Raw genomic sequence first — 22,028 nt, forward strand, 5'->3', positions numbered from 1 at the left:
ATTGGTCGGTGTCTATACTCCGGGTGAAACGTGATTCGTTGATGAGGCCCGACTGCCTTAAGCAGGGGGCTCGGTCGTCGAAGCCAGGCAGTCTTGGCCACCGTTCCCCCCTTTGTCGTAGCAGGTCGTCCACGCCTCCGGGACTACAAGAACGATAAGGGGAACCCGCAATGATGCGACATCCACATGTCTGGATGGGCCTGTTGCTGTGGTCGGTTTTCGGTCAGGCACAGGCAGCATGGACGGTGAACATGGCGCCCGGGGCGACGGAAGTCTCCCACGCAGTGTTCGACCTGCACATGACCATCTTCTGGATCTGCGTGATCATCGGTATCGTGGTGTTCGGCGCGATGTTCTGGTCGATGGTCATCCACCGCCGCTCGACCGGGCAACAAGCCGCGCACTTCCACGAGCATACCTGGGTCGAGATTCTCTGGACGGTGGTTCCCTTCCTGATCCTGGTAGTCATGGCCATCCCGGCCACCAAGACCCTGATCGACATCTACGACGCCAGCGACTCGGATATCGACATCCAGGTCACCGGCTACCAGTGGAAGTGGCACTACAAGTACCTGGGCCAGGACGTCGAGTTCTTCAGCAACCTGGCCACCCCCGCCGAGCAGATCCACAACAAATCGCCGAAGGATGAGCACTACCTGCTCGAGGTCGACCAGCCGCTGGTGCTGCCGGTGGGCGCCAAGGTGCGCTTCCTGGTGACCGCCGCCGACGTCATCCATTCCTGGTGGGTGCCGGCCTTCGCGGTCAAGCGCGACGCCATCCCCGGCTTCGTCAACGAGGCCTGGACCCGGGTCGAGAAGCCGGGCATCTACCGTGGCCAGTGCACCGAGCTGTGCGGCAAGGACCACGGCTTCATGCCGGTGGTGGTCGAGGTTAAGTCCAAGGCCGACTACGACACCTGGCTCGGCGAGCGCAAGGCCGAGGCGGCCAAGCTCAAGGAGCTGACCAGCAAGGAATGGACCCTCGAAGAGCTGGTCGCCCGCGGCGACAAGGTCTACCACACCACCTGCGTGGCCTGTCACCAGGCCGAAGGCCAGGGCCTGCCGCCGATGTTCCCGGCGCTCAAGGGCTCGAAGATCGCCACCGGGCCCAAGGAAGCCCACCTGGGCATCGTCTTCCACGGCAAGCCCGGCACCGCCATGGCGGCGTTCGGCAAGCAGCTTTCGGAAGTCGATATCGCCGCCGTGGTCACCTACGAGCGCAATGCCTGGGGCAACAACAAGGGCGACATGGTCACGCCGAAGGACGTGCTGGCGCTCAAGCAGGCCGAAGCGCAATGAGCCGGGCTAGCCGCGGCAGTCAGTGGATTGCAGGAGACAGGACATGAGTGCAGTGATCGACGACCACGCCCACGGTCATGAACACGCCCACGGCCCGGCCAAGGGCCTGATGCGCTGGGTGCTGACCACCAACCACAAGGACATCGGCACGATGTACCTGTGGTTCGCCTTCAGCATGTTCCTGCTCGGCGGCTCGTTCGCCATGGTGATCCGCGCCGAGCTGTTCCAGCCCGGCCTGCAGATAGTGGAGCCGGCGTTCTTCAACCAGATGACCACCATGCACGGGCTGATCATGGTGTTCGGCGCGGTGATGCCGGCCTTCGTCGGGCTGGCCAACTGGATGATCCCGCTGATGATCGGCGCGCCGGACATGGCCCTGCCGCGGATGAACAACTTCAGCTTCTGGCTGCTGCCGGCGGCGTTCCTGCTGCTGGTCTCGACCCTGTTCAGCCCCGGTGGCGGGCCGAACTTCGGCTGGACCTTCTATGCCCCGCTGTCGACCACCTACGCTCCGGCCAGCGTGACCTTCTTCATCTTCGCCATCCACCTGATGGGCATCAGCTCGATCATGGGCGCGATCAACGTGATCGCCACCATCCTCAACCTGCGCGCCCCGGGCATGACCCTGATGAAGATGCCGCTGTTCGTCTGGACCTGGCTGATCACCGCGTTCCTGCTGATCGCGGTGATGCCGGTGCTGGCCGGCGTGGTGACCATGATGCTGATGGACATCCACTTCGGCACCAGCTTCTTCAGCGCCGCCGGCGGTGGTGACCCGGTCTTGTTCCAGCATGTGTTCTGGTTCTTCGGCCACCCCGAGGTGTACATCATGATCCTGCCGGCCTTCGGCGCGGTCAGCTCGATCATCCCGGCGTTCTCGCGCAAGCCGCTGTTCGGCTACACCTCGATGGTCTACGCCACCGGGGCGATTGCCTTCCTGTCGTTCATTGTCTGGGCCCACCACATGTTCGTGGTCGGCATCCCGGTTGTGGGCGAGTTGTTCTTCATGTACGCGACCATGCTGATCGCCGTGCCCACCGGGGTGAAGGTGTTCAACTGGGTCAGCACCATGTGGGAAGGCTCGTTGACCTTCGAGACACCGATGCTGTTCGCCATCGCCTTCGTCATCCTGTTCACCATCGGTGGTTTCTCCGGTTTGATGCTGGCCATTGCGCCGGCGGACTTCCAGTACCACGATACCTACTTCGTGGTCGCCCACTTCCACTACGTGCTGGTGCCCGGGGCGATCTTCGGCATCTTTGCCTCGGCCTACTACTGGTTGCCGAAGTGGACCGGCCACATGTACGACGAAACCCTCGGCAAGCTGCACTTCTGGCTGTCGTTCGTCGGTATGAACCTGGCCTTCTTCCCCATGCACTTCGTCGGCCTGGCCGGCATGCCGCGACGCATCCCGGATTACAACCTGCAGTTCGCCGACTTCAACATGGTCTCGTCGGTGGGCGCGTTCATGTTCGGCGCCACGCAGATCTTCTTCCTGTTCATCGTCATCAAGTGCATCCGCGGCGGCGCGCCGGCAGCGGCCAAGCCCTGGGACGGTGCAGAAGGCCTGGAGTGGTCGGTCCCGTCGCCGGCGCCCTACCACACCTTCCAGACCCCGCCGGAAGTGAAGTAGGAGCCCGCCCATGGACGGCCTGTCGCTCAAACGCCTGGTCAGCCGCCTGCTGATGCTGACCGTGGTGATGTTCGCCTTCGGCTTCGCCCTGGTGCCGATCTACGACGTGATGTGCAAGGCCTTCGGCATTAACGGCAAGACCGGCGGGCAATACGCGGGCACCCAGGTGAGCGACCCGTCGCGCTCGGTGCGGGTGCAGTTCATGTCCACCAACGCCGGTGACATGAGCTGGGAATTTCATTCCACCGCCGACCAGATCGAAGTCAACCCGGGGGCGGTGAACCAGATGATCTTCATCGCCCGCAACCCGACCAACCAGCCGATGAGTGCCCAGGCCATCCCCAGCATCACCCCGGCGGAGGCTGCGGCGTACTTCCACAAGACCGAGTGCTTCTGCTTCACCCAGCAGGTGCTGCAGCCGGGCGAGCGCATCGAGATGCCGGTGCGTTTCATCGTCGACCGCGACCTGCCGGAGTCGGTGAAGCACCTGACCCTGGCCTACACCCTGTTCGACATCACCGCTCGCCACCCGCCGGTCGCCCATGCCGCGACCGAGGCCGCCCGTTGAGGGAAGGAGATCAAGCATGGCAAGCCACGAGCACTACTACGTCCCGGCGCAGAGCAAGTGGCCGATCATCGCCACGATCGGCATGTTCATCACCGTGTTCGGCTTGGGCACCTGGTTCAACGACCTGAAGGCCGGCCACCCGGAATCCCACGGGCCACTGATCTTCTTCGTCGGTGGGCTGTTCCTGGCGTACATGCTGTTCGGCTGGTTCGGCGCGGTGATCAAGGAGAGCCATGCCGGGCTGTACAGCGCGCAGATGGACCGCTCGTTCCGCTGGGGCATGAGCTGGTTCATCTTCTCCGAGGTGATGTTCTTCCTGGCCTTCTTCGGCGCGCTGTTCTACGTGCGGGTGCTGGCCGGGCCATGGCTGGGGGGCGATGGAGCCAAGGGCGTGGCGCACATGCTCTGGCCCAACTTCGAGTTCGTCTGGCCGCTGCTGCACACGCCGGACCCGAAACTGTTCCCGCCACCGAAGGAAGTCATCGACCCGTGGCACCTGCCGCTGATCAACACCATCCTGCTGGTTAGCTCCAGCGTGACCGTGACCATCGCCCACCATGCCCTGCGCAAAGGTCATCGTGGCCCGCTGAAACTGTGGTTGGGGCTGACCATCCTGTTGGGGCTGGGGTTCCTCGCGCTGCAGGCCTATGAGTACCACGAGGCCTATAACAAGCTGGGGCTGACCCTGGGGTCGGGGATCTATGGCGCGACGTTCTTCATGCTTACGGGCTTCCACGGCGCCCACGTGACGCTGGGGACACTGATCCTGTTCGTGATGTTCTGCCGGGTGATGCGCGGGCACTTCGAGCCGGACAAGCACTTCGGTTTCGAGGCGGCGAGCTGGTACTGGCACTTCGTGGATGTGGTGTGGGTGGGGTTGTTCATCTTTGTGTATGTGCTTTAGGGCCTTGCATCTCGTGGGAGCGGGCTTGCCCCGCGATTGCAATCGCGGGGCAAGCCCGCTCCCACGAGGAAAAGTTCAGTGATCTCAGAAGGGTGCGTGCGACACCAACTGCCCGCTGATCAGCCCCCAGGCCACCAGCGCGATGGTCAGGGTGGCGAGGGCAACACGCACGGTAAGGGCCTTGAGCAGGCGGGTCGACTGGTCGTCGTCCTTGACCAGGAACACCAGGCCACTGAACAGGCTGGCGATGGTGGCCAGCAGCATCAGGACTATCGCGGCCTTGAGCATGGCGTAACTCCAGGGGGATGCGGTGATGGGTACAAGTATAGCGCTCGACCTGACGAGGCCCCGGTGAAGCCGTTTCGCCCCGGCCTGCTGCCGACCCTGGTGGTGCTCGCGCTGCTGCCGGGGCTGATCGCGCTCGGCTGCTGGCAGTTGCGCCGCGCCGACGAAAAGCGCGACCTGCTCGCCGCTTACACCGAGCGCCAGATCGAGGCGCCGGTAGCTGTCGAACAGCTGCGCCAACTGCCAGACCCGGCGTTCTACCCGGTGCACCTGTATGGCCGTTTCGACGCCGCGCACAGCCTGTTGCTGGACAACCAGATGCGCGACGGCAAGGCCGGCGTCGAGCTGCTGCAACCCTTCCACGACCAGGCCAGCGGGCTGTGGCTGCTGGTCAACCGCGGCTGGCTGCCCTGGCCCGATCGCCGGGTGCCGGTGCGTTTCGACACCCCGGACCAGGCCCTGGCGCTGGACGCCACGGTCTACGTGGCGCCGGGCAAGACCTTCCAGCTGCACCCGGACAACCCGGACGGCCGCTGGCCGCAACTGCTGACGGCAATCGACCCGGCCGGGCTCTGGCTACAGCTGGGCCGCGAAGGCTTTGCCCAGGAACTGCGCCTGCAGCCCGGCCCGGCCGCCTATCGTTTGGACTGGCCGGTGGTCGCCATGGGCCCGGAAAAGCACCAGGGCTACGCCGTGCAGTGGTTCGCCCTGGCCACCACGCTGGTGCTGCTCTACCTGTATTTCGGCTGGCATCACAACGACAAGGAGAACCACCATGGCCGCCGCCACGAGTCCACTGGACGTGCCTGACCGCCGCAAGCCGCGGGGTCGTCTGCAACTGTTGCTGATCCTGTTCGTTGTGCTCGGGCCGATGATCCTTGCCACCTTCATGTACAAGCTCAAGTTCTGGGTGCCGGAGGGGCGCAGCTATCACGGCGTGATGATCGGCAACGGCGAGGGCCGCGCGGACATCGGCATCGATGCCCGGGACGAGCGCTGGCAGCTGCTGGTCAGCGCCCCCGAGGCCTGCGCCGAGGAGTGCCGGCAACTGGTGTACCTGGCCCGGCAGATCCAGGTCGGCCTGGGCCGCGACGCCAGCCGTGCCAGCCATGCCCTGGCGGTGGCCCAGCCACTGGCTGCCGACTACCAGGCACTGCTGGGCCGCGAATACCCGCAGTTGCAGCGCTACCCGCTGGACGCCCAGCGCTATGTGCAGAAGGTCGGCGAAGCGGGCCCGCAGCTGTGGATCGTCGACCCCCACGGCAACCTGGTGCTGCGCTACGACGCCAAGGTCAACGGCAAGCATGTACTGGACGACCTGCGCCACCTGCTCAAGCTGTCCAACATCGGCTAGGAGGCCGCCATGGCCAGACCCGGATTCCGTCTCGCTGTGTTCGCCACCCTGCTGGCGCTGCTTGTCGTGCTGCTCGGCGCCTATACCCGGCTGACCCATGCCGGTCTCGGCTGCCCCGACTGGCCGGGGTGCTACGGCTTCATCAGCGTGCCCAAGACCGATGCCCAGCTGGCCCATGCCGAGCTGCACTTCCCCGAGCACCCGGTGGAAGAAGCCAAGGGCTGGGCCGAGATGGTCCATCGCTATTTCGCCGGCACCCTGGCGCTGGTGATCGCCCTGCTCGCCTTCCAGGCCGTACGCCGGCATGCCCGCGACGGCCAGCCCTACCGCCTGCCGGTACTGCTGCTGGCTGTGGTACTGGCCCAGGCGGCGTTCGGCATGTGGACGGTTACCTTGAAGCTTTGGCCCCAGGTAGTCACCGCGCACCTGCTCGGCGGGTTCACCACGGTGAGCCTGCTTTTCCTGCTGTCCCTGCGTCTATCCCGGGCCTTTGCGCCATTGCCGAAATTGCCGCTGAGCCTGCGCCGGATCGCCGCGCTGGCGCTGTTGGTGGTCATCGGCCAGATCGCCCTGGGGGGCTGGGTCAGCGCCAACTACGCGGCGGTGGCCTGCATAGACCTGCCCACCTGCCACGGCCAGTGGTGGCCGGCGGCGGACTTCAGCAACGGCTTCCACCTGACCCAGCACGTCGGCCCCAATTACCTCGGCGGGCAACTGGACAGTGACGCGCGCACCGCGATCCATATCAGCCATCGCCTGGGCGCGATGCTGGTGATGCTGGTGTTGCTGACCCTGAGCTGGAAGCTGCACCGCCATGGTCTCGGTGGCCTGGCCCGCCTGGTGTTGCTGGCGCTGGCGCTGCAACTGGGCCTGGGCATCAGCAACGTGCTGTTCCACCTGCCCCTGGGCGTGGCCGTCGCGCACAACGCCGGCGGCGCCCTGCTGCTGCTGTGCATGGTGCTGGTCAACTACCGCATCCGCGTGGTCGACAAGGTCCGTGTGGGCCACGGCTGGCGCCTGACGCCAGTGACCGGCGTGCACCTTTCCCATCACATGAGGAACGATTCGTGGCGACGCTTCTGAGCACGGAACGCCAGCGCGCCGGATGGCGCGACTACATGGAGCTGACCAAACCGAAGGTGGTGGTGCTGATGCTGATCACCTCGCTGGTGGGCATGTTTCTCGCCACCCGCGCGGGGGTGGCCTGGAGCGTCCTGCTGTTCGGCAACCTGGGGATAGGCTTGTGCGCGGGGGCCGCGGCGGCGGTCAACCACGTGGTCGACCGCCGCGTCGATGCGCTGATGGCCCGCACCCACAAGCGCCCGCTGGCCCAGGGCCGGGTCGCGCCCCTGCCGGCGTTGCTGTTCGCCTTGCTGCTGGCCGTGGCGGGGATGGCCCTGCTGCTGGCGTTCACCAACCCCCTCACCGCCTGGCTCACGCTGGCCTCGCTGCTGGGGTACGCGGTGCTCTATACCGGCTTTCTCAAGCGTGCCACACCGCAGAACATCGTGATCGGCGGCCTGGCAGGAGCGGCCCCACCGTTGCTGGGCTGGGTGGCGGTCAGCGGGCACCTGGGGGCCGAACCACTGCTGCTGGTGCTGATCATCTTCGCCTGGACGCCACCGCACTTCTGGGCCCTGGCGATTCATCGCAAGGAGGAGTACGCAAAAGCTGATATTCCCATGCTCCCCGTTACCCACGGCGAGCACTACACGGCCCTGCACATCCTGCTCTACACCTTGATATTGCTGGCGGTGAGCCTGTTGCCCTATGCCATCCACATGAGCGGACCGCTGTACCTGGCCTGTGCCCTGGTGCTGGGCCTGCGCTTCCTGCACTGGGCCTGGGTGTTGTACCGTGGCACCCGGCCGCACGCGGCGATCAAGACGTTCAAGTACTCTATCGGCTACCTGTTCGCCCTGTTCATCGCGTTGCTCGTAGACCACTACCTGTTGCTGAACCTATGACCCGAACCCAGAAAACCGTCTTCATCCTCGTTGCCCTGGTCGCGCTGATCATGGGCCTGACCGTCAACAAGGTGCTCAACGACCGTGGTCAGTTGAACCCCACCGAGCTGATCGATGCCGGCATCATCCTGCTGCCGCAGAGCCGCACCGTGCCCGACGTGACCATGACCGACCAGAACGGCCAGCCGCTGGTGCTTGACCAGCTCAAGGGCAAGTGGTCATTGCTGTTCTTCGGCTACACCTATTGCCCGGACATCTGCCCGACCACCCTGGCCCAGCTGCGCCAGGTGAAGAGCGAGCTGCCCAAGGAGGCGCTGGAGCGTTTGCAGGTGGTGCTGGTGAGCGTCGACCCGAACCGCGACACGCCGAACCAGCTCAAGCAGTACCTGGGCTACTTCGACAAGGACTTCGTCGGGGTGGCAGGGTCGATCGAGGACACCCAGAAGCTGGCCAATGCCTTGAGCATCCCGTTCATTCCGGCCGATACCAGCAAGCCGGGTTACACCGTGGATCACAGTGGCAACCTGGCGGTGGTCGGCCCGGATGGGCGCCAGCGCGGGTTCATCCGTGCGCCGTTCAACAACCAGAAGCTGGTGGCGCAGTTGCCGGGGCTGGTCAAGCGCGACTGACCGTAGAAATGAATCGCGGGGCCAGCCCGCTCCCACACCAGAACGCAATCTGGCGTGGGAGCGGGCTGGCCCCGCGATGGGCCGCAAAGCGGCCCCGGGGATGTCAGCTTAGAACGCCGGAATCACCGCGCCCTTGTACTTCTCGGTGATGAACTGCTTCACCTCAGGCGAATGCAGGGCCGCAGCCAGCTTCTTCATGGCATCGGCGTCCTTGTTGTCCGGACGCGCCACCAGGATGTTCACGTAAGGCGAATCGCTGCCTTCGATCACCAGGGCGTCCTTCTCCGGATTCAGCTTGGCTTCCAGCGCATAGTTGGTGTTGATCAGCGCCAGGTCGACCTGGGTCAGCACGCGCGGGATGGTGGCCGCTTCCAGCTCGCGGAATTTCAGCTTCTTGTCGTTGCCGGTGATGTCCTTCACGGTCGACAGGATGTTCTTGCTGTCCTTGAGCTTGATCACGCCAGCCTTGTCCAGCAGCAGCAGGGCACGGCCGCCGTTGGTGGCGTCGTTGGGGATGACCACGGTGGCGCCGGATGGCAGTTCGTCGAGCTTCTTGTACTTGCTCGAGTAGGCGCCCAGCGGCTCCAGGTGCACGCCGGCAACGCTGACCAGCTGGGTGCCCTTGGCCTTGTTGAACTCATCCAGGTATGGCTGGTGCTGGAAGAAGTTGGCGTCCAGGCGCTTTTCCGCGACCTGCACGTTCGGCTGGATGTAATCGGTGAATTCCTTGACCTTCAGCTCCACGCCCTCTTTGGCCAGCTGCGGCTGGACGAACTTGAGGATCTCGGCGTGCGGCACCGGGGTGGCGGCGACGGTCAGGGTCTCGGCGTGGGCCGAGAAGGCCGCGACGGCGGCGACAACAGCAAGCAGCTTCTTCATTGATCACTCCTTGTGAGGGCCGCGACGGCCCCCGAACGGGTCGGCCAGGCCGACCCCATTGGGGTTACTTACGGGAAAAGTGCACGACCAGCTTGTCGCCGACGCTTTGCAGCACCTGCACCAGGATCAGCAGCAGGACCACGGTGACCACCATCACGTCGGTCTGGAAACGCTGGTAGCCGAAGCGGATGGCCAGGTCGCCCAGGCCGCCCGCGCCCACCACGCCGGCCATGGCGGTGTACGAGACCAGGGTGATGGCGGTGACGGTGATCGCCGCGAAGATGCCCGGACGGGCCTCCGGCAGCAAGGCGTTGGTGATGATCTGGCGGGTGGTGGCGCCCATCGACTGGGTGGCTTCGATGATGCCGCGATCCACCTCGCGCAGGGCGGTTTCCACCAGGCGCGCGAAGAACGGTGTGGCCCCCACCACCAGCGGAGGAATGGCCCCCGCGACACCCAGCGAGGTGCCGGTGATCAGGACCGTGATCGGGATCATCACGATCAGCAGGATGATGAACGGCAGCGAGCGCAGGATGTTCACCACCAGCGACAGCAGCGCGTAGACGCCCTTCTGCTCGAACATCTGCCGCGGCCCGCAGAGGAACAGCAGCACGCCCAGCGGCAGGCCCAGCAGCACGGTGAAGAACAGCGAGCCGAACAGCATGATCATGGTGTCGATGCTGGCCAGCCAGATTTCGGCCCAGTCGACGTTGGCGAAGAAATTCAGGGCGTCCATCAACGCAGTACCTCCATATGTACGTCAGCTGCAGTGAAGCGGGCGAATGCCGCGTCCATGTCTCCGCCGATCAGGGCGAGGGTCAGCTGGCCATAGGGAATGTCCTTGATGCGATCGATGCGTCCGGCCAGGATGCTGTAGTCGACACCGGTTTCGCGGGCCACGGTGCCCAGCAGCGGCGCGTAGGTGGCGCAGCCCTGGAACGTCAGGCGCACGATGCGGCCCGGCACATGGGCGAAGTCGTCGCGTTGCTCGTTCTCGTCGACCTGCTCGTCCTCCTGGACGAAGCGTCGGGTGGTGGCGTGCTGCGGGTGCAGGAACACGTCGGCCACCGGGCCTTGCTCGACGATCTGCCCGGCGTCCATCACTGCCACGCGGTCGCAGACCCGGCGGATCACGTCCATCTCGTGGGTGATCAGCACGATGGTCAGCTTCAGTTCGCGGTTGATCTCGGCCAGCAGTTGCAGCACCGAGGCGGTGGTCTGCGGGTCGAGGGCGCTGGTGGCCTCGTCGCACAGCAGGATCTTCGGGTTGGTGGACAGGGCGCGGGCGATGCCGACGCGCTGCTTCTGTCCGCCCGACAGTTGCGCGGGGTACTTCTTGGCGTGCTCGGACAGGCCGACGCGGGCCAGCAGCTCGGTGACGCGCTTGTCGATCTCGCCGCGCGGCAACTCCCCGGCCAGCACCAGCGGCAGGGCGACGTTGTCGGCGACGGTCTTGGACGCCAGCAGGTTGAAGTGCTGGAAGATCATCCCGACCTGCTGGCGGAAGCGGCGCAGCTGGTTGGCGTCGAAGGCGGTGACGTCCTCGCCGTCGACCACGATCTTGCCGCCGGATGGCTCCTCGAGGCGGTTGATCAGACGCAGCATGGTGCTCTTGCCGGCACCGGAGTGGCCGATCAGGCCGAACACCTGGCCATCTTCGATGGTCAGGCTGGTCGGGTTCAGGGCCGGGATATCCCTACCGGCGACGCGGTAGGTCTTGTGGACATTTTGAAACTCGATCACTGAGCGAACCTTGTGGGGCGCATGGAATTTGGGTCAGCGGTTAGCTGGGGTCGCGCATTTTAGCCTTTTCCCCTGCCTGTTCTTAGCATTAATTTCGCAATGCTCCAATCCAATCGGCATATCGCGACGGTCGGCAATCCGATTGAACGCATCCGAAGGCCTCCCAGTCATCTACTTGAACAAGCCCAAGTACTGATGAGGAGAGCCGATGATGCCCAGCAAGAAGCCCCAGGCGCCGCAGCCGAGCCCGGTCGCGGGCACCGAAACCCCCGACAAGGCCAACACCAACGCCAAGTTGCAGAGCCTGGAAGCCTTCCGCAGCGACGCCAGCGGCCAGGCGCTGCGCACCAACCAGGGCGTGAGGATCGCCGACAACCAGAACAGCCTCAAGGCCGGCGCCCGCGGGCCTTCGCTGCTCGAAGACTTCATCATGCGCGAGAAGATCACCCACTTCGACCATGAGCGCATCCCGGAACGCATCGTCCATGCCCGGGGCTGTGGCGCCCACGGCTATTTCCAGAGCTACGGTTGCCATGGCGAACTGACCAAGGCCGGTTTCCTGCAGGATCCCGAAAAGATCACCCCGGTGTTCGTGCGTTTTTCCACCGTGCAGGGGCCACGTGGCTCGGGCGACACGGTGCGTGACGTGCGGGGCTTCGCCGTGAAGTTCTACACCGACGAGGGCAACTTCGACCTGGTCGGTAACAACATGCCGGTGTTCTTCATCCAGGACGCGATCAAGTTTCCCGACTTCGTCCACGCGGTGAAACCCGAGCCGCACAACGAGATGCCCACCGGCGGCTCGGCCCACGACACCTTCTGGGACTTCGTCTCGCTGGTGCCGGAGTCGGCGCACATGGTCATGTGGGCCATGTCCGACCGCGCCATCCCGCGCAGCCTGCGGATGATGGAAGGCTTTGGCGTGCATACCTTCCGCCTGGTCAACGCCGAGGGCGTGGGAAGCTTCGTCAAGTTCCACTGGAAGCCGCGCCAGGGCGTGCATTCGGTGCTGTGGGACGAGGCGCAGAAGCTGGCGGGCAAGGATACCGACTACCACCGCCGCGACCTGTGGGAGGCCATCGAGACCGGCCATTACCCGGAGTGGGAGCTGGGCGTGCAGATCGTCCCCGAGGCCGATGAGCACAGATTCGACTTCGACCTGCTCGACCCGACCAAGCTCATCCCCGAAGAGCTGGTGCCGGTGACACCGCTGGGCAGGATGGTGCTCGACCGCAACCCCGACAACTTCTTCGCCGAGGTCGAGCAGATCGCCTTTTGCCCAGGGCATATCGTCCCGGGCATCGACTTCAGCAACGACCCGCTGCTGCAGGGCCGGCTGTTCTCCTACACCGATACCCAGATCAGCCGCCTGGGCGGGCCGAACTTCCATGAGATCCCGATCAACCGTCCTGTTGCCCCCAACCACAGCAGCCAGCGCGATGCCATGCACCGCATGACCCTCGACAAGGGGCGCGCCGCCTACGAGCCCAACTCCATCGATGGCGGCTGGCCGCAAGAGACGCCGCCCGCCGCGCGGGATGGCGGCTTCGAGAGCTATGGGGAGCGTATCGATGCCCACAAGATCCGCCAGCGCAGCGAATCGTTCGGCGATCATTTTTCCCAGGCCCGGTTGTTCTTCCAGAGCATGAGCCCGACGGAGCAGCAGCACATCATCAAGGCCTACAGCTTCGAGTTGGGCAAGGTGGAGCGCGAGGCGATTCGCGCCCGGGAAGTGAACGAGATCCTCGCCAACATCGACCTCAAGCTGGCGGCGGCGGTGGCGGCCAGACTCGGGCTGCCGGCACCCAAGTCCGGGACGGTCAAGGTAAAAGGCAGCAAGCCCGCGCAGTCAAAGGCCTTGAGCCAGATGAACCATCCCGGTGCGATCGGCATCAGTGGGCGCAAGGTCGCCATTCTGGTGGCCGATGGCGTGGATGCCGGCAGCGTCGACAAGGTTGTGAAGGCGCTGGAGGCCAAGCGCGCACGTCCCGTGCTGTTGGGCTCGACCTCGGCGCCGGTCAAGGCTGCCGATGGCACGCCACTGCCGGTGGATGCCTCCATGGAAGGCATGCCGTCGGTGATGTTCGATGGCGTGTGGGTGCCGGCGGGCAAGGTGTCGCTGGAGGCGCTGGAGAAAAGCGGCGTGGCCAGGCATTTCCTGCTGGAAGCCTATAAGCATCTCAAGCCGATTGGGGTAAGCAGTGAAGGCAAGCTGCTGCTGAACAAACTGGGGCTGAAGGAGGACGCGGGGCTGCTGCTGGGGGATGGGCAGAAGGCGTTCGATGGGTTCTTCAAGGCGCTAGAGGGGCATCGAGTGTGGGCGCGGGAGACGGCTGCCGAGGCGATACCAGCGTAAGAATCAGCCCTTTCAAGTGTCGATAGTTGGTGCTCGGCCTGGAGTTGCCTGGGCTGCTTTGCAGCCCTTTCGCGGGGCAAGCCCGCTCCTACAGGGATCGCATAACCCCTGTAGGAGCGGGCTTGCCCCGCGATTGATCACTGCTGATGAGGGATCAAGACCACCTGCGCCGGCAGCGAGCGCTGGATCTCATGCTTCTGCTCAAGCTCGAAACCACTGTCGAGCCTGCGCACGCGCTTCTCCAGCAGGGTCTTGAGCCACGGCGCGTCCTGGGTGCGCGGCACCTGGAACACCACCTCGCACTGGTAGTTCACCACGTCGGCGGCGATGTCATCCAGCTGGCGGCGCATCGCCCGGCTGTCGGTGGTCTTCAGCGCCACGACGGTGCTGGGCGCGGTCGGGTCGATGACCCGGGCCTTGGGCTTGGACTCGGCCGCCTTCAGCGCCGCCTCGGCCTTTTCCAGCTCGGCCTTGCGCGCCTGGGCCATGGCATCGCCGCCGGTCAGGGCCGGTGCCTGGGGCATCAGCGCCCGGGCGCGGGCCAGCGCGGTGGCGGCGGCATTCACATCGCCCTTTTGCAGGACGATGCGGCTGCGTTGCAGGTAGGCCTCGGCCAGCTGGCGCTGGTGCGGTTCGAGGCGCGCATCGCCCGGCACCTGGGCCTGCAGTGCGGCCAGCTGGTCCTCGGCGGTGGCCAATTCGTTGCTGGCGATGCTTTGTTCCAGCTGCTGCCAGGCATCCGGCTGGGCAGGCGCGACCGGCTGCTCGGCCGGCTTGCTGGAGCAGGCGGCCAGGAACAGGGAAAACGCGGCAACAAGCAGATAACGTGAGGCGAACGGCTTCATTCCTGCGACTCTCTATTTGCGCAAAAAGCGAGCAAGTCTACACCCAGGTGCGCACGCTCGAAAACTGGTCTTGTCAGACCTGCAAGCGATGAAAAGGTTGCAGGGCGCGTCAGCAGGCGCCCTGGAATCTCAGCGTTTCGGCAACGCCAGGCTCAGCAAGAATAGCACCGCCGCACAGACCACGATCGAAGGCCCGGCCGGGGTGTCCTTGAACCAGGACAGCGCCAGGCCGCCACAGACCGCGGTAACCCCCAGCAGGCTGGCGCCCACGGCCATCTGCTCCGGCGAGCGGGCGTGACGCTGTGCCGCGGCGGCCGGAATGATCAGCAGCGAGGTGATCAGCAGCACGCCGACGATCTTCATCGCCACCGCGATCACCACGGCGATCAGCAGCATCAGCGCCAGGCGCAGGCCGGCCACTGGCAGGCCTTCGACCATCGCTAGCTCCTCGTGCACGGTGACTGCCAGCAGCGGCCGCCAGAACATCGCCAGCAGCACCAGCACCAGCGCGCTACCGCCGAGGATCCAGGCCAGGTCGGTGGTGCTGATCGCCAGCAGGTCGCCGAACAGGTAGGCCATCAGGTCGATGCGCACATCGTGCATGAAGCTCAGCACCACCAGGCCCAGCGACAGGGTGCTGGGGGCGAGGATGCCGAGCAGGGTGTCCGAGGCCAGTGGCTGGCGCTGTTGCAGGGTCACCAGGAGGATCGCCAGCAACAGGCAGCCGACGGTCACCGCCAGCGCCGGGCTGACGTCCAGGGCGAAGCCCAGCGCCACGCCGAGCAGCGCGGCGTGGGACAGGGTGTCGCCGAAGTAGGCCATGCGCCGCCAGACCACGAAGGAGCCCAGCGGGCCGGCGACGAGCGCCAGCGACAGGCCGGCAAGCAGGGCGTAGAGAAGAAAATCAGCCATGCTTGCAGTGCTCTCCGTGGACATGGGCGCCGGGGGCGATCACCGAGCCGTGCAGGTCGTGGCTGTGATCGTGATGGTGGTGGTAGATGGCCAGGCTCGGCGCGTTCTGGCCGAACAGCTCGACGAAGGCCGGGTCGTTGCTGACCTGCTCCGGGTGGCCGGAGCAGCACACATGACGGTTGAGGCAGACCACCTGGTCGGTGGCGCTCATCACCAGGTGCAGGTCGTGGGAGACCATCAGCACGCCGCAGCCATGGCGGTCGCGCAGGCGGGTGATCAGGTTGTACAGCTCGGTCTGGCCGACTACGTCGACGCCTTGCACCGGTTCGTCCAGCACCAGCAGTTCGGGTTCGCGCAGCAGGGCGCGGGCCAGCAGCACGCGCTGCATTTCGCCGCCGGAGATGGTCTGGATCGGGTTGTCGATCACCTGCTCGGCGCCGACTTCCTGCAGCGCCGCCAAGGCTGCCGCGCGGTCTACCCCGGGCACCAGGCGCAGGAAACGCAGCACCGACAGCGGCAGCGTGGCGTCTACCTGGATCTTCTGCGGCATGTAGCCGATACGCAGTTTCGGCTTGCGCCACACCTTGCCTTGGTGCGGCTTGAGCAGGCCGAGCACGGCGCGTACCAGCGTGGTCTTGCCGGCGCCGTTGGGGCCGATCAGGGTGACGATCTGCCCGGGCGCGACGGCCAGGTCGATGCTGTCGAGCACCGCCTCGCCGCCGAAGCTGACGCCGACCTGCTCGAGGCGGATCAGGGCGTCGCTCATGCCTTGCCCCGGCAGTTGCCGCACAGGCCGACCACTTCGACCGTCTGCGTCTCGACGGCGAAGCCCACGGCCTTGGCGCTGCTGACGATGGCGTCGCTGATGCTGTTCTGCTCGAGCTCGATGGCCACATGGCATTCGCGGCAGATCAGGAACTGGCCCTGGTGCGCATGCTCGGGATGACTGCAGCCGATGAAGGCGTTGAGCGATGCGATGCGGTGCACCAGGCCGTTCTCCAGCAGGAAATCCAGCGCCCGATAGACGGTGGGCGGCGCGGCGCGGCGGCCGTCCTGCTCGCTGAGCACGGCGAGGATGTCATAGGCGCCCAGCGGCTTGTGGCTTTGCCACACCAGCTCCAGCACGCGGCGGCGCAGGGCGGTCAGGCGCAGGCCCTGACGGTTGCACAGCGCGTCGGCCTCGGCCAGCGCACTGTGGACGCAGTGGGAATGATCGTGGGGACGGTGGGCCAGCGGCGTGATGGACATGGGCAGCGACGGTTCAGGATGGAGACGTTATTATGTTACCTGTTTCTGACGACCCGAGTATCCACCGTGTCCCGATTCCTTGCCCTCTTTGTCGCTTTCATCGCTTTTTCGGCCCACGCCGATGTGCGCGTACTGACCAGCATCAAGCCCCTGCAGCAGATTGCCGCCGCCGTCCAGGACGGCGTCGGCAGCCCCGACGTGCTGCTGCCGCCGGGTGCTTCCCCGCACAACTACGCGCTGCGCCCCTCCGACGTGCGCAAGGTCGCCGATGCCGACCTGTTGTACTGGATCGGCCCGGACATGGAAGGCTTCCTGCCCCGTGTGTTGAAGAGCCGTGCCAAGTCGACCGTGGCCGTGCAGTCGCTTTCGGGCCTGCAGCTGCGCCATTTCGGCGAGGACAGCCACTCCCACGACGAGGAAGACCACGACGATCACGACCATGACCACCGTCCGGGCAGCCTTGATGCGCACCTGTGGCTGTCGTCGGTGAATGCCCGGGTGATCGCGACGAAGATGGCCGGCGACCTGGCGGCAGCGGATCCGGCCAATGCGCCGCGCTACCAGGCCAACCTCAAGCTGTTCGTCGAGCGCATGGATGCCTTGGATGGGCGGATCAAACAGCGGGTGGCGGGGATCACCGGCAAGCCGTACTTCGTGTTCCACGAGGCCTTCGACTACTTCGAGGCCGCCTATGGCCTGAAGCACGCCGGTGTGTTCAGCGTCGCCTCGGAAGTGCAGCCAGGCGCGCAACACGTCGCCGCGATGCGCAAGCGCCTGCAGGCGGTGGGCAAGACCTGTGTGTTCAGCGAGCCGCCGCTGCGCCCGCGCCTGGCCGAGACGCTGACCGCTGGTTTGCCGGTGCGCCTGGCGGAGCTGGATGCGCTGGGGGGCAGCGATGCGGTGGATGCCAGGGGCTATGAGCGCTTGCTGGAGAAGCTGGGCAGCGACCTGACCGGTTGCCTGGAACAACTCTGAGGCTGTAGGCGGATCAGGTGGGAGCGGGCTTGCCCCGCGATAGCGTTGGCAGGCCCGGCGCTATCGCGGGGCAAGCCCGCTCCCACAAATGCCGCTATTGCCTATCAGAGCGCGAACGGTAGCTTCAGCGCCACCTGCTGGCGCTGCGCCAGGCGCACCTCGAATTCGCTCGGGTCATGGATCATCACGTCCATCCCGGCGAACGCCTGCGCCGCGATCAGGCGCGACAGCCAGAAGCGCACGCAAGCCACCCGCAGCATCACCGGCCACAGCTCGGCCTCGGCGGCGGTGAACGGCCGCAGCGCCGCATAGGCGCCCAGCAGGGCCTGGGCGCGTGGCAGGTCGATACCGCCCTGCTCGTCCAGGCACCAGTCGTTCACGGTGATGGCAATGTCGTACAGCATCGGCCCGGAGCAGGCGTTGTAGAAGTCGATCAGCCCGGTCAGGTGGGTGCCTTCGAACATCACGTTGTCGCGGAACAGGTCGGCGTGCAGGTTGGCCTTGGGCAGGGCGAGGATCTGCGCCTTGTGCGCGGTGATTTCCGCCAGCGCCGGCTGCAGCAGCCCGGCCTGTTCCCGGTTCAGGCCCGGCAGTAGCTCGGCGCCCGATTCCAGCATCCAGTCCAGGCCACGGTCGGTGCGGCGCTCGATGATGTGCTCGCGGGTGGCCAGGTGGATATGCGCCAACAGCTCGCCGACCTGGGCGCAGTGCTGGTTGTTCGGCGCCTTGATGTGCTTGCCCGACAGCCGTGGCTGCAACAGCGCCGGCTTGCCGCACAGCTCGCGCAGGCCGTTGCCGTCGCGGTCGCGCAGGGCGTAGGGCACCGGCATGTCGGCAGCGTGCAGCACGTCGAGCAGCTCGATGAAGAACGGCATGTCTTCTGCCGGTCCGCGCTCGATCAGTGTGAGGACGAACTCCCCTTTTTCCAGGCTGACGAAGAAATTGCTGTTCTCGGTACCGGCGGCAATGCCCTGGAAGTCGAGCAGGCGACCCAGCTCGTACGGCGCCAGAAAGGTTTCCAGCTCAGGCCGGGACACAGGGGTGAAGACTGACATGTTGAAGAATTGCCCATGCGGGCACTTCCGCCGGAAGTGCCTGGTTGATAAGAACGATACGCGTTACTAGCTTACCACTCGAAGATCTTCCAGGACGGAATCAGCATGTCCGGCTGGTCGGAACGAATGAAATTGCCTTCGGAGCCATCGGCGCGTACCAGGAAATAAGGCTTGCCGTTCTTCGGCGTGACCTTGATCGCATACAGGAAGCCGTTTTGACGGTACTCCTGGATGGTCTTGTCGCCTTCCGTGCGAATGGTTACATCGGGATCGGCCGATGGGGCTTCGTCCGCCGCCAGGGTGACGACCGGCATGGTGGCCAGCAGACCGAGCAGTAACAGGCGAATGGGTGTGCGCATGATAACCTAGTCCTTTTGTCGTCATTGATCCGGCTATTCTAGCGCCGGACCCGTCGAAAAGGTTGATTCTCCTCATGAGCCAAGCGCCCCTCGTCCTGGTGGACGGTTCGTCCTACCTCTACCGCGCCTTTCACGCGCTGCCGCCGCTGACCACCTCCAAGGGCCTGCCCACCGGCGCGGTCAAGGGCGTGCTGAACATGCTCAAGAGCCTGCGCAAGCAGTACCCGGACAGCCTGTTCGCGGTGGTTTTCGACGCCAAGGGCGGGACCTTCCGTGACGCCATGTTCGCTGAGTACAAGGCCAACCGCCCGAGCATGCCTGACGATTTGCGGGTGCAGGTCGAGCCGCTGCACGCCAGCGTCCGCGCCCTCGGCTACCCGCTGCTGTGCGTCGAGGGCGTGGAGGCCGACGACGTTATCGGCACCTTGGCCCGCAGCGCCGCTGCTGCCGGCCGCCCGGTGATCATCTCGACTGGCGACAAGGACATGGCCCAGCTGGTGGACGGCCACGTCACCCTGGTCAACACCATGACCGGCAGCGTGCTGGATATCGCCGGCGTTCACGAGAAGTTCGGCGTAGGTCCCGAGCACATCATCGATTTTCTCGCCCTGATGGGCGACAAGGTCGACAACATCCCTGGGGTGCCGGGCGTTGGCGAGAAGACCGCGGTCGGCCTGCTGACCGGCATCGGCGGTGGCCTGCGCGACCTGTACGACAACCTCGACAAGGTGCCGGCCCTGGCCATCCGTGGCGCCAAGACCCTGCCGGCCAAGCTCGAGGAGCACCGCGACGCGGCCTTCCTGTCCTACGAGCTGGCGACCATCAAGTGCGATGTCGAACTGGATGTCGAAGTGCAAGCCCTTGTCTGCGGCGAGCCGGACCGCGAGGCGCTGCTGGCGCTGTACACCGAGATGGAGTTCAAGAGCTGGGTGGCCGAGGTCCAGCGCAGCGCGCCCAAGGCCGGTGACAGCGTTGCTGCCGACATCGAGCCTGTGGCCGAGAAGGTCGAGCCGAAGTACGAGACCATCCTCGACCAGGCGCGTTTCGACGCCTGGCTGGAGAAGCTGCGCCAGGCGCCGCTGTTCGCCTTCGACACCGAGACCACCGGCCTAGACGCACAGCAGGCGCAACTGGTCGGCCTGTCGTTCGCCGTCGAGCCCCACGAGGCCGCCTACGTGCCGCTGGCCCACGATTACGAAGGCGCCCCCGCCCAGCTCGACCGTGACGCCGTGCTGCTGGCCCTCAAGCCCCTGCTGGAAGACCCGGCCAAGGGCAAGATCGGTCAGAACGCCAAGTACGACATCAACATCCTGGCCAACGGCAGCCCGGCCATCCTGATGCGCGGCGTGGCCTACGACACCATGCTCGAGTCCTATGTGCTCGACTCCACCGCCACCCGTCACGACATGGACAGCCTGGCGCAGAAGTACCTGGACCACACCACCATCGGCTTCGAGGACATCGCCGGCAAGGGCGCCAAGCAACTGACCTTCAACCAGATCCCCCTGGAGAAGGCCGGCCCCTACGCGGCCGAGGACGCCGACATCACCCTGCGCCTGCACCACGCGTTGCAGGCGCGCCTGGCCAAGACGCCGAGCGTGCTGCCGGTGCTGATGGACATCGAGATGCCGCTGGTGCCGGTGCTGGCGAAGATCGAGCGCCAGGGCGCGTTGGTCGACGCCGCGCTGCTCGGCGTGCAGAGCGGCGAGCTGGGGGCGAAGCTGGTCGAGCTGGAGCGTGAGGCATACGCCCTGGCCGGCGAGGAATTCAACCTGGGCTCGCCCAAGCAGCTGGGCGCGATCCTCTACGACAAGCTGGGCATGCCGGTGCTGAGCAAGACCGCCAAGGGCCAGCCGTCCACCGCCGAGGCGGTCCTGGATGACCTGGCCGAGCAGGGCTACCCGCTGCCCAAGGTACTGATGCAGTACCGCAGCCTGAGCAAGCTCAAGAGCACCTACACCGACAAGCTGCCGGGGCAGATCAACCCGCGCACCGGGCGGATCCACACCTCCTACCAGCAGGCCGTGGCCGCCACCGGCCGGCTGTCGTCCAGCGACCCGAACCTGCAGAACATCCCGGTGCGCACCGCCGAAGGCCGGCGTATTCGCCAGGCCTTCGTCGCCAGCCCAGGCTACAGGCTGCTGGCGGCGGACTATTCGCAGATCGAGCTGCGCATCATGGCCCACCTGGCCAAGGACGAAGGCCTGCTGCATGCCTTCCGCAACGACCTGGACGTGCACCGCGCCACCGCCGCCGAAGTGTTCGGCGTGGCCCTGACGGACGTCACCACCGACCAGCGCCGCAGCGCCAAGGCGATCAACTTCGGCCTGATCTACGGTATGAGCGCGTTCGGCCTGGCCAAGCAGATCGGCGTCGACCGCAAGCAGTCCCAGGACTACATCGACCGCTACTTCGCCCGTTACCCCGGCGTGCTGGCCTACATGGAGCGCACCCGCGCCCAGGCCGCCGAGCAGGGCTTCGTCGAGACCCTGTTCGGCCGTCGCCTGTACCTGCCGGACATCAACGCCAAGAACCCGGCCCTGCGCAAAGGCGCCGAGCGCACCGCGATCAACGCCCCGATGCAGGGCACCGCGGCGGACATCATCAAGCGCGCCATGGTGGCGGTGGATAACTGGCTGACCGACAGCAAGCTGGATGCGCGAGTGATCCTGCAGGTGCACGACGAACTGGTGCTCGAAGTGCGCGAGGACCTGGTCGAGCAGGTGAAAGATGAAATTCGTGGCTACATGAGCGGTGCCGCGGAACTCGACGTGCCGCTGCTGGTGGAAGTGGGCGTTGGCTCGAATTGGGACGAAGCTCACTAAACGCCGCGTGAAAGCTGTGTAGGATCTGCGGCGTAGTGTCGCGGATCCGGTGCTGGCCTCGAGCCTTAGATCGGGAGTTTCATGAAACTATCGCAAATAGTTTCGAGGGGCTCGGAACTAAACCGGTGAACCGCCACTCAGAGGTACTGAATGGCTGGTGAAGCCTTTCGATGCTCCTATGTTGTGTTAAGTG

22 protein-coding genes are annotated in these 22,028 nt (G+C 65.5%); 12 read left to right on the forward strand and 10 right to left on the reverse strand.

From position 1 onward, the window contains the following. Nucleotides 1-170 precede the first annotated feature (170 nt). Genes coxB through HU751_RS15680 form a run of 4 tightly spaced genes read left to right on the forward strand, consistent with a single transcriptional unit; the run spans nucleotide 171 to nucleotide 4,403 of the window. A complete protein-coding gene (gene coxB, locus HU751_RS15665) occupies nucleotides 171-1,298 on the forward strand; it encodes a cytochrome c oxidase subunit II (protein WP_186732119.1) in 1,128 nt (375 codons plus the stop codon). 43 nt (nucleotides 1,299-1,341) lie between these two features. Beyond that, nucleotides 1,342-2,931 carry a cytochrome c oxidase subunit I gene (gene ctaD, locus HU751_RS15670; RefSeq protein ID WP_050703182.1) on the forward strand — a complete coding sequence of 530 codons (1,590 nt, stop codon included), beginning with the start codon at nucleotides 1,342-1,344 and terminating at the stop codon, nucleotides 2,929-2,931. 10 nt (nucleotides 2,932-2,941) lie between these two features. Beyond that, nucleotides 2,942-3,499: a cytochrome c oxidase assembly protein gene (locus tag HU751_RS15675; RefSeq protein WP_050703183.1), complete on the forward strand. Its 558-nt coding sequence runs from the start codon at nucleotides 2,942-2,944 to the stop codon at nucleotides 3,497-3,499. A gap of 16 nt (nucleotides 3,500-3,515) precedes the next feature. Beyond that, nucleotides 3,516-4,403, forward strand: coding sequence for a cytochrome c oxidase subunit 3 (locus HU751_RS15680; RefSeq protein WP_050703184.1), 888 nt, complete (start codon nucleotides 3,516-3,518; stop codon nucleotides 4,401-4,403). A gap of 84 nt (nucleotides 4,404-4,487) precedes the next feature. Here the strand turns inward: HU751_RS15680 and HU751_RS15685 are convergent, their stop codons facing one another. Further along, complete coding sequence (locus tag HU751_RS15685) at nucleotides 4,488-4,691, reverse strand: twin transmembrane helix small protein (RefSeq protein WP_023628968.1); 204 nt, start codon at nucleotides 4,689-4,691, stop codon at nucleotides 4,488-4,490. Nucleotides 4,692-4,754: 63 nt separating this feature from the next. Here HU751_RS15685 and HU751_RS15690 point away from each other — a divergent pair, with 63 nt between their 5' ends. Genes HU751_RS15690 through HU751_RS15710 form a run of 5 tightly spaced genes read left to right on the forward strand, consistent with a single transcriptional unit; the run spans nucleotide 4,755 to nucleotide 8,638 of the window. Then, nucleotides 4,755-5,498: an SURF1 family protein gene (locus HU751_RS15690; RefSeq protein ID WP_186732118.1), complete on the forward strand. Its 744-nt coding sequence runs from the start codon at nucleotides 4,755-4,757 to the stop codon at nucleotides 5,496-5,498. Beyond that, the gene (locus tag HU751_RS15695) at nucleotides 5,464-6,042 is read left to right on the forward strand and encodes a PA_0111/PP_0108 family redox-active disulfide protein (RefSeq protein WP_186732117.1); all 579 of its coding nucleotides are present in this window, start codon (nucleotides 5,464-5,466) and stop codon (nucleotides 6,040-6,042) included. The genes HU751_RS15690 and HU751_RS15695 overlap by 35 nt, the downstream gene beginning before the upstream one ends. Before the next feature lie 9 nt (nucleotides 6,043-6,051). After that, nucleotides 6,052-7,125, forward strand: coding sequence for a COX15/CtaA family protein (locus tag HU751_RS15700; protein WP_186732116.1), 1,074 nt, complete (start codon nucleotides 6,052-6,054; stop codon nucleotides 7,123-7,125). Further along, nucleotides 7,110-8,009, forward strand: a complete 900-nt coding sequence (gene cyoE, locus HU751_RS15705; protein WP_186732115.1) for a heme o synthase — start codon at nucleotides 7,110-7,112, stop codon at nucleotides 8,007-8,009. Before HU751_RS15700 ends, cyoE begins: the two co-directional genes overlap by 16 nt. Then, complete coding sequence (locus tag HU751_RS15710; protein ID WP_028688687.1) at nucleotides 8,006-8,638, forward strand: SCO family protein; 633 nt, start codon at nucleotides 8,006-8,008, stop codon at nucleotides 8,636-8,638. Before cyoE ends, HU751_RS15710 begins: the two co-directional genes overlap by 4 nt. A 108-nt stretch (nucleotides 8,639-8,746) precedes the next feature. On the opposite strand, the gene HU751_RS15715 is transcribed toward HU751_RS15710, so the two are convergent. The 3 genes from HU751_RS15715 to HU751_RS15725 form a co-directional block, all read right to left on the reverse strand. After that, nucleotides 8,747-9,517 carry a MetQ/NlpA family ABC transporter substrate-binding protein gene (locus tag HU751_RS15715; RefSeq protein ID WP_050703189.1) on the reverse strand — a complete coding sequence of 257 codons (771 nt, stop codon included), beginning with the start codon at nucleotides 9,515-9,517 and terminating at the stop codon, nucleotides 8,747-8,749. Between the two features lie 64 nt (nucleotides 9,518-9,581). Further along, nucleotides 9,582-10,253 carry a methionine ABC transporter permease gene (locus HU751_RS15720; protein ID WP_050703190.1) on the reverse strand — a complete coding sequence of 224 codons (672 nt, stop codon included), beginning with the start codon at nucleotides 10,251-10,253 and terminating at the stop codon, nucleotides 9,582-9,584. Further along, nucleotides 10,253-11,260, reverse strand: a complete 1,008-nt coding sequence (locus tag HU751_RS15725; RefSeq protein WP_050703191.1) for a methionine ABC transporter ATP-binding protein — start codon at nucleotides 11,258-11,260, stop codon at nucleotides 10,253-10,255. Before HU751_RS15725 ends, HU751_RS15720 begins: the two co-directional genes overlap by 1 nt. A gap of 211 nt (nucleotides 11,261-11,471) precedes the next feature. On the opposite strand from HU751_RS15725, the gene katE reads away from it, so the two are divergent. Beyond that, entirely contained in the window at nucleotides 11,472-13,616 is a 2,145-nt protein-coding gene (katE, locus tag HU751_RS15730; RefSeq protein WP_186732213.1) for a catalase HPII, read from the forward strand. Between the two features lie 137 nt (nucleotides 13,617-13,753). Here the strand turns inward: katE and HU751_RS15735 are convergent, their stop codons facing one another. The 4 genes from HU751_RS15735 to zur all read right to left on the reverse strand — a co-directional run bounded on the left by HU751_RS15735 (nucleotide 13,754) and on the right by zur (nucleotide 16,621). Further along, nucleotides 13,754-14,461, reverse strand: a complete 708-nt coding sequence (locus HU751_RS15735) for a PA5502 family lipoprotein (RefSeq protein ID WP_186732114.1) — start codon at nucleotides 14,459-14,461, stop codon at nucleotides 13,754-13,756. A 129-nt stretch (nucleotides 14,462-14,590) separates the two neighbouring features. Further along, a complete protein-coding gene (gene znuB / locus HU751_RS15740; protein WP_050703194.1) occupies nucleotides 14,591-15,373 on the reverse strand; it encodes a zinc ABC transporter permease subunit ZnuB in 783 nt (260 codons plus the stop codon). Next, nucleotides 15,366-16,139, reverse strand: coding sequence for a zinc ABC transporter ATP-binding protein ZnuC (gene znuC, locus HU751_RS15745; protein ID WP_186732113.1), 774 nt, complete (start codon nucleotides 16,137-16,139; stop codon nucleotides 15,366-15,368). Before znuC ends, znuB begins: the two co-directional genes overlap by 8 nt. After that, nucleotides 16,136-16,621, reverse strand: coding sequence for a zinc uptake transcriptional repressor Zur (zur, locus tag HU751_RS15750; protein WP_050703196.1), 486 nt, complete (start codon nucleotides 16,619-16,621; stop codon nucleotides 16,136-16,138). The genes znuC and zur overlap by 4 nt, the downstream gene beginning before the upstream one ends. An 18-nt stretch (nucleotides 16,622-16,639) precedes the next feature. Between zur and HU751_RS15755 the strand changes: the two genes are divergently transcribed. Continuing rightward, entirely contained in the window at nucleotides 16,640-17,596 is a 957-nt protein-coding gene (locus tag HU751_RS15755) for a zinc ABC transporter substrate-binding protein (RefSeq protein ID WP_186732112.1), read from the forward strand. Nucleotides 17,597-17,700: 104 nt separating this feature from the next. Here HU751_RS15755 and HU751_RS15760 read toward each other — a convergent pair whose 3' ends face one another. Next, nucleotides 17,701-18,651 carry a homoserine kinase gene (locus tag HU751_RS15760; protein WP_186732111.1) on the reverse strand — a complete coding sequence of 317 codons (951 nt, stop codon included), beginning with the start codon at nucleotides 18,649-18,651 and terminating at the stop codon, nucleotides 17,701-17,703. A gap of 71 nt (nucleotides 18,652-18,722) precedes the next feature. Further along, on the reverse strand, nucleotides 18,723-19,010 hold the full coding sequence (locus tag HU751_RS15765; protein WP_050703199.1) for a DUF2782 domain-containing protein: 288 nt from the start codon (nucleotides 19,008-19,010) through the stop codon (nucleotides 18,723-18,725). Between the two features lie 74 nt (nucleotides 19,011-19,084). Here HU751_RS15765 and polA point away from each other — a divergent pair, with 74 nt between their 5' ends. Further along, nucleotides 19,085-21,835: a DNA polymerase I gene (gene polA / locus HU751_RS15770; protein WP_186732110.1), complete on the forward strand. Its 2,751-nt coding sequence runs from the start codon at nucleotides 19,085-19,087 to the stop codon at nucleotides 21,833-21,835. The last annotated feature ends 193 nt before the right edge of the window (nucleotides 21,836-22,028 follow it).

It is taken from the genome of Pseudomonas peradeniyensis (genome assembly GCF_014268935.2).
In the GTDB taxonomy this organism is placed as follows: domain Bacteria; phylum Pseudomonadota; class Gammaproteobacteria; order Pseudomonadales; family Pseudomonadaceae; genus Aquipseudomonas; species Aquipseudomonas peradeniyensis.

What these genes read in the sequence shown, in the direction of transcription:
- coxB (WP_186732119.1), top strand. Translation starts at nt 171, where the DNA reads ATGATGCGACATCCACATGTCTGGATGGGCCTGTTGCTGTGGTCGGTT.
- ctaD (WP_050703182.1), top strand. Translation starts at nt 1,342, where the DNA reads ATGAGTGCAGTGATCGACGACCACGCCCACGGTCATGAACACGCCCAC.
- HU751_RS15675 (WP_050703183.1), top strand. Translation starts at nt 2,942, where the DNA reads ATGGACGGCCTGTCGCTCAAACGCCTGGTCAGCCGCCTGCTGATGCTG.
- HU751_RS15680 (WP_050703184.1), top strand. Translation starts at nt 3,516, where the DNA reads ATGGCAAGCCACGAGCACTACTACGTCCCGGCGCAGAGCAAGTGGCCG.
- HU751_RS15685 (WP_023628968.1), bottom strand. Translation starts at nt 4,691, where the DNA reads ATGCTCAAGGCCGCGATAGTCCTGATGCTGCTGGCCACCATCGCCAGC.
- HU751_RS15695 (WP_186732117.1), top strand. Translation starts at nt 5,464, where the DNA reads ATGGCCGCCGCCACGAGTCCACTGGACGTGCCTGACCGCCGCAAGCCG.
- HU751_RS15700 (WP_186732116.1), top strand. Translation starts at nt 6,052, where the DNA reads ATGGCCAGACCCGGATTCCGTCTCGCTGTGTTCGCCACCCTGCTGGCG.
- HU751_RS15710 (WP_028688687.1), top strand. Translation starts at nt 8,006, where the DNA reads ATGACCCGAACCCAGAAAACCGTCTTCATCCTCGTTGCCCTGGTCGCG.
- HU751_RS15715 (WP_050703189.1), bottom strand. Translation starts at nt 9,517, where the DNA reads ATGAAGAAGCTGCTTGCTGTTGTCGCCGCCGTCGCGGCCTTCTCGGCC.
- HU751_RS15720 (WP_050703190.1), bottom strand. Translation starts at nt 10,253, where the DNA reads ATGGACGCCCTGAATTTCTTCGCCAACGTCGACTGGGCCGAAATCTGG.
- katE (WP_186732213.1), top strand. Translation starts at nt 11,472, where the DNA reads ATGCCCAGCAAGAAGCCCCAGGCGCCGCAGCCGAGCCCGGTCGCGGGC.
- HU751_RS15735 (WP_186732114.1), bottom strand. Translation starts at nt 14,461, where the DNA reads ATGAAGCCGTTCGCCTCACGTTATCTGCTTGTTGCCGCGTTTTCCCTG.
- znuB (WP_050703194.1), bottom strand. Translation starts at nt 15,373, where the DNA reads ATGGCTGATTTTCTTCTCTACGCCCTGCTTGCCGGCCTGTCGCTGGCG.
- znuC (WP_186732113.1), bottom strand. Translation starts at nt 16,139, where the DNA reads ATGAGCGACGCCCTGATCCGCCTCGAGCAGGTCGGCGTCAGCTTCGGC.
- zur (WP_050703196.1), bottom strand. Translation starts at nt 16,621, where the DNA reads ATGTCCATCACGCCGCTGGCCCACCGTCCCCACGATCATTCCCACTGC.
- HU751_RS15755 (WP_186732112.1), top strand. Translation starts at nt 16,640, where the DNA reads ATGGAGACGTTATTATGTTACCTGTTTCTGACGACCCGAGTATCCACC.
- HU751_RS15760 (WP_186732111.1), bottom strand. Translation starts at nt 18,651, where the DNA reads ATGTCAGTCTTCACCCCTGTGTCCCGGCCTGAGCTGGAAACCTTTCTG.
- HU751_RS15765 (WP_050703199.1), bottom strand. Translation starts at nt 19,010, where the DNA reads ATGCGCACACCCATTCGCCTGTTACTGCTCGGTCTGCTGGCCACCATG.
- polA (WP_186732110.1), top strand. Translation starts at nt 19,085, where the DNA reads ATGAGCCAAGCGCCCCTCGTCCTGGTGGACGGTTCGTCCTACCTCTAC.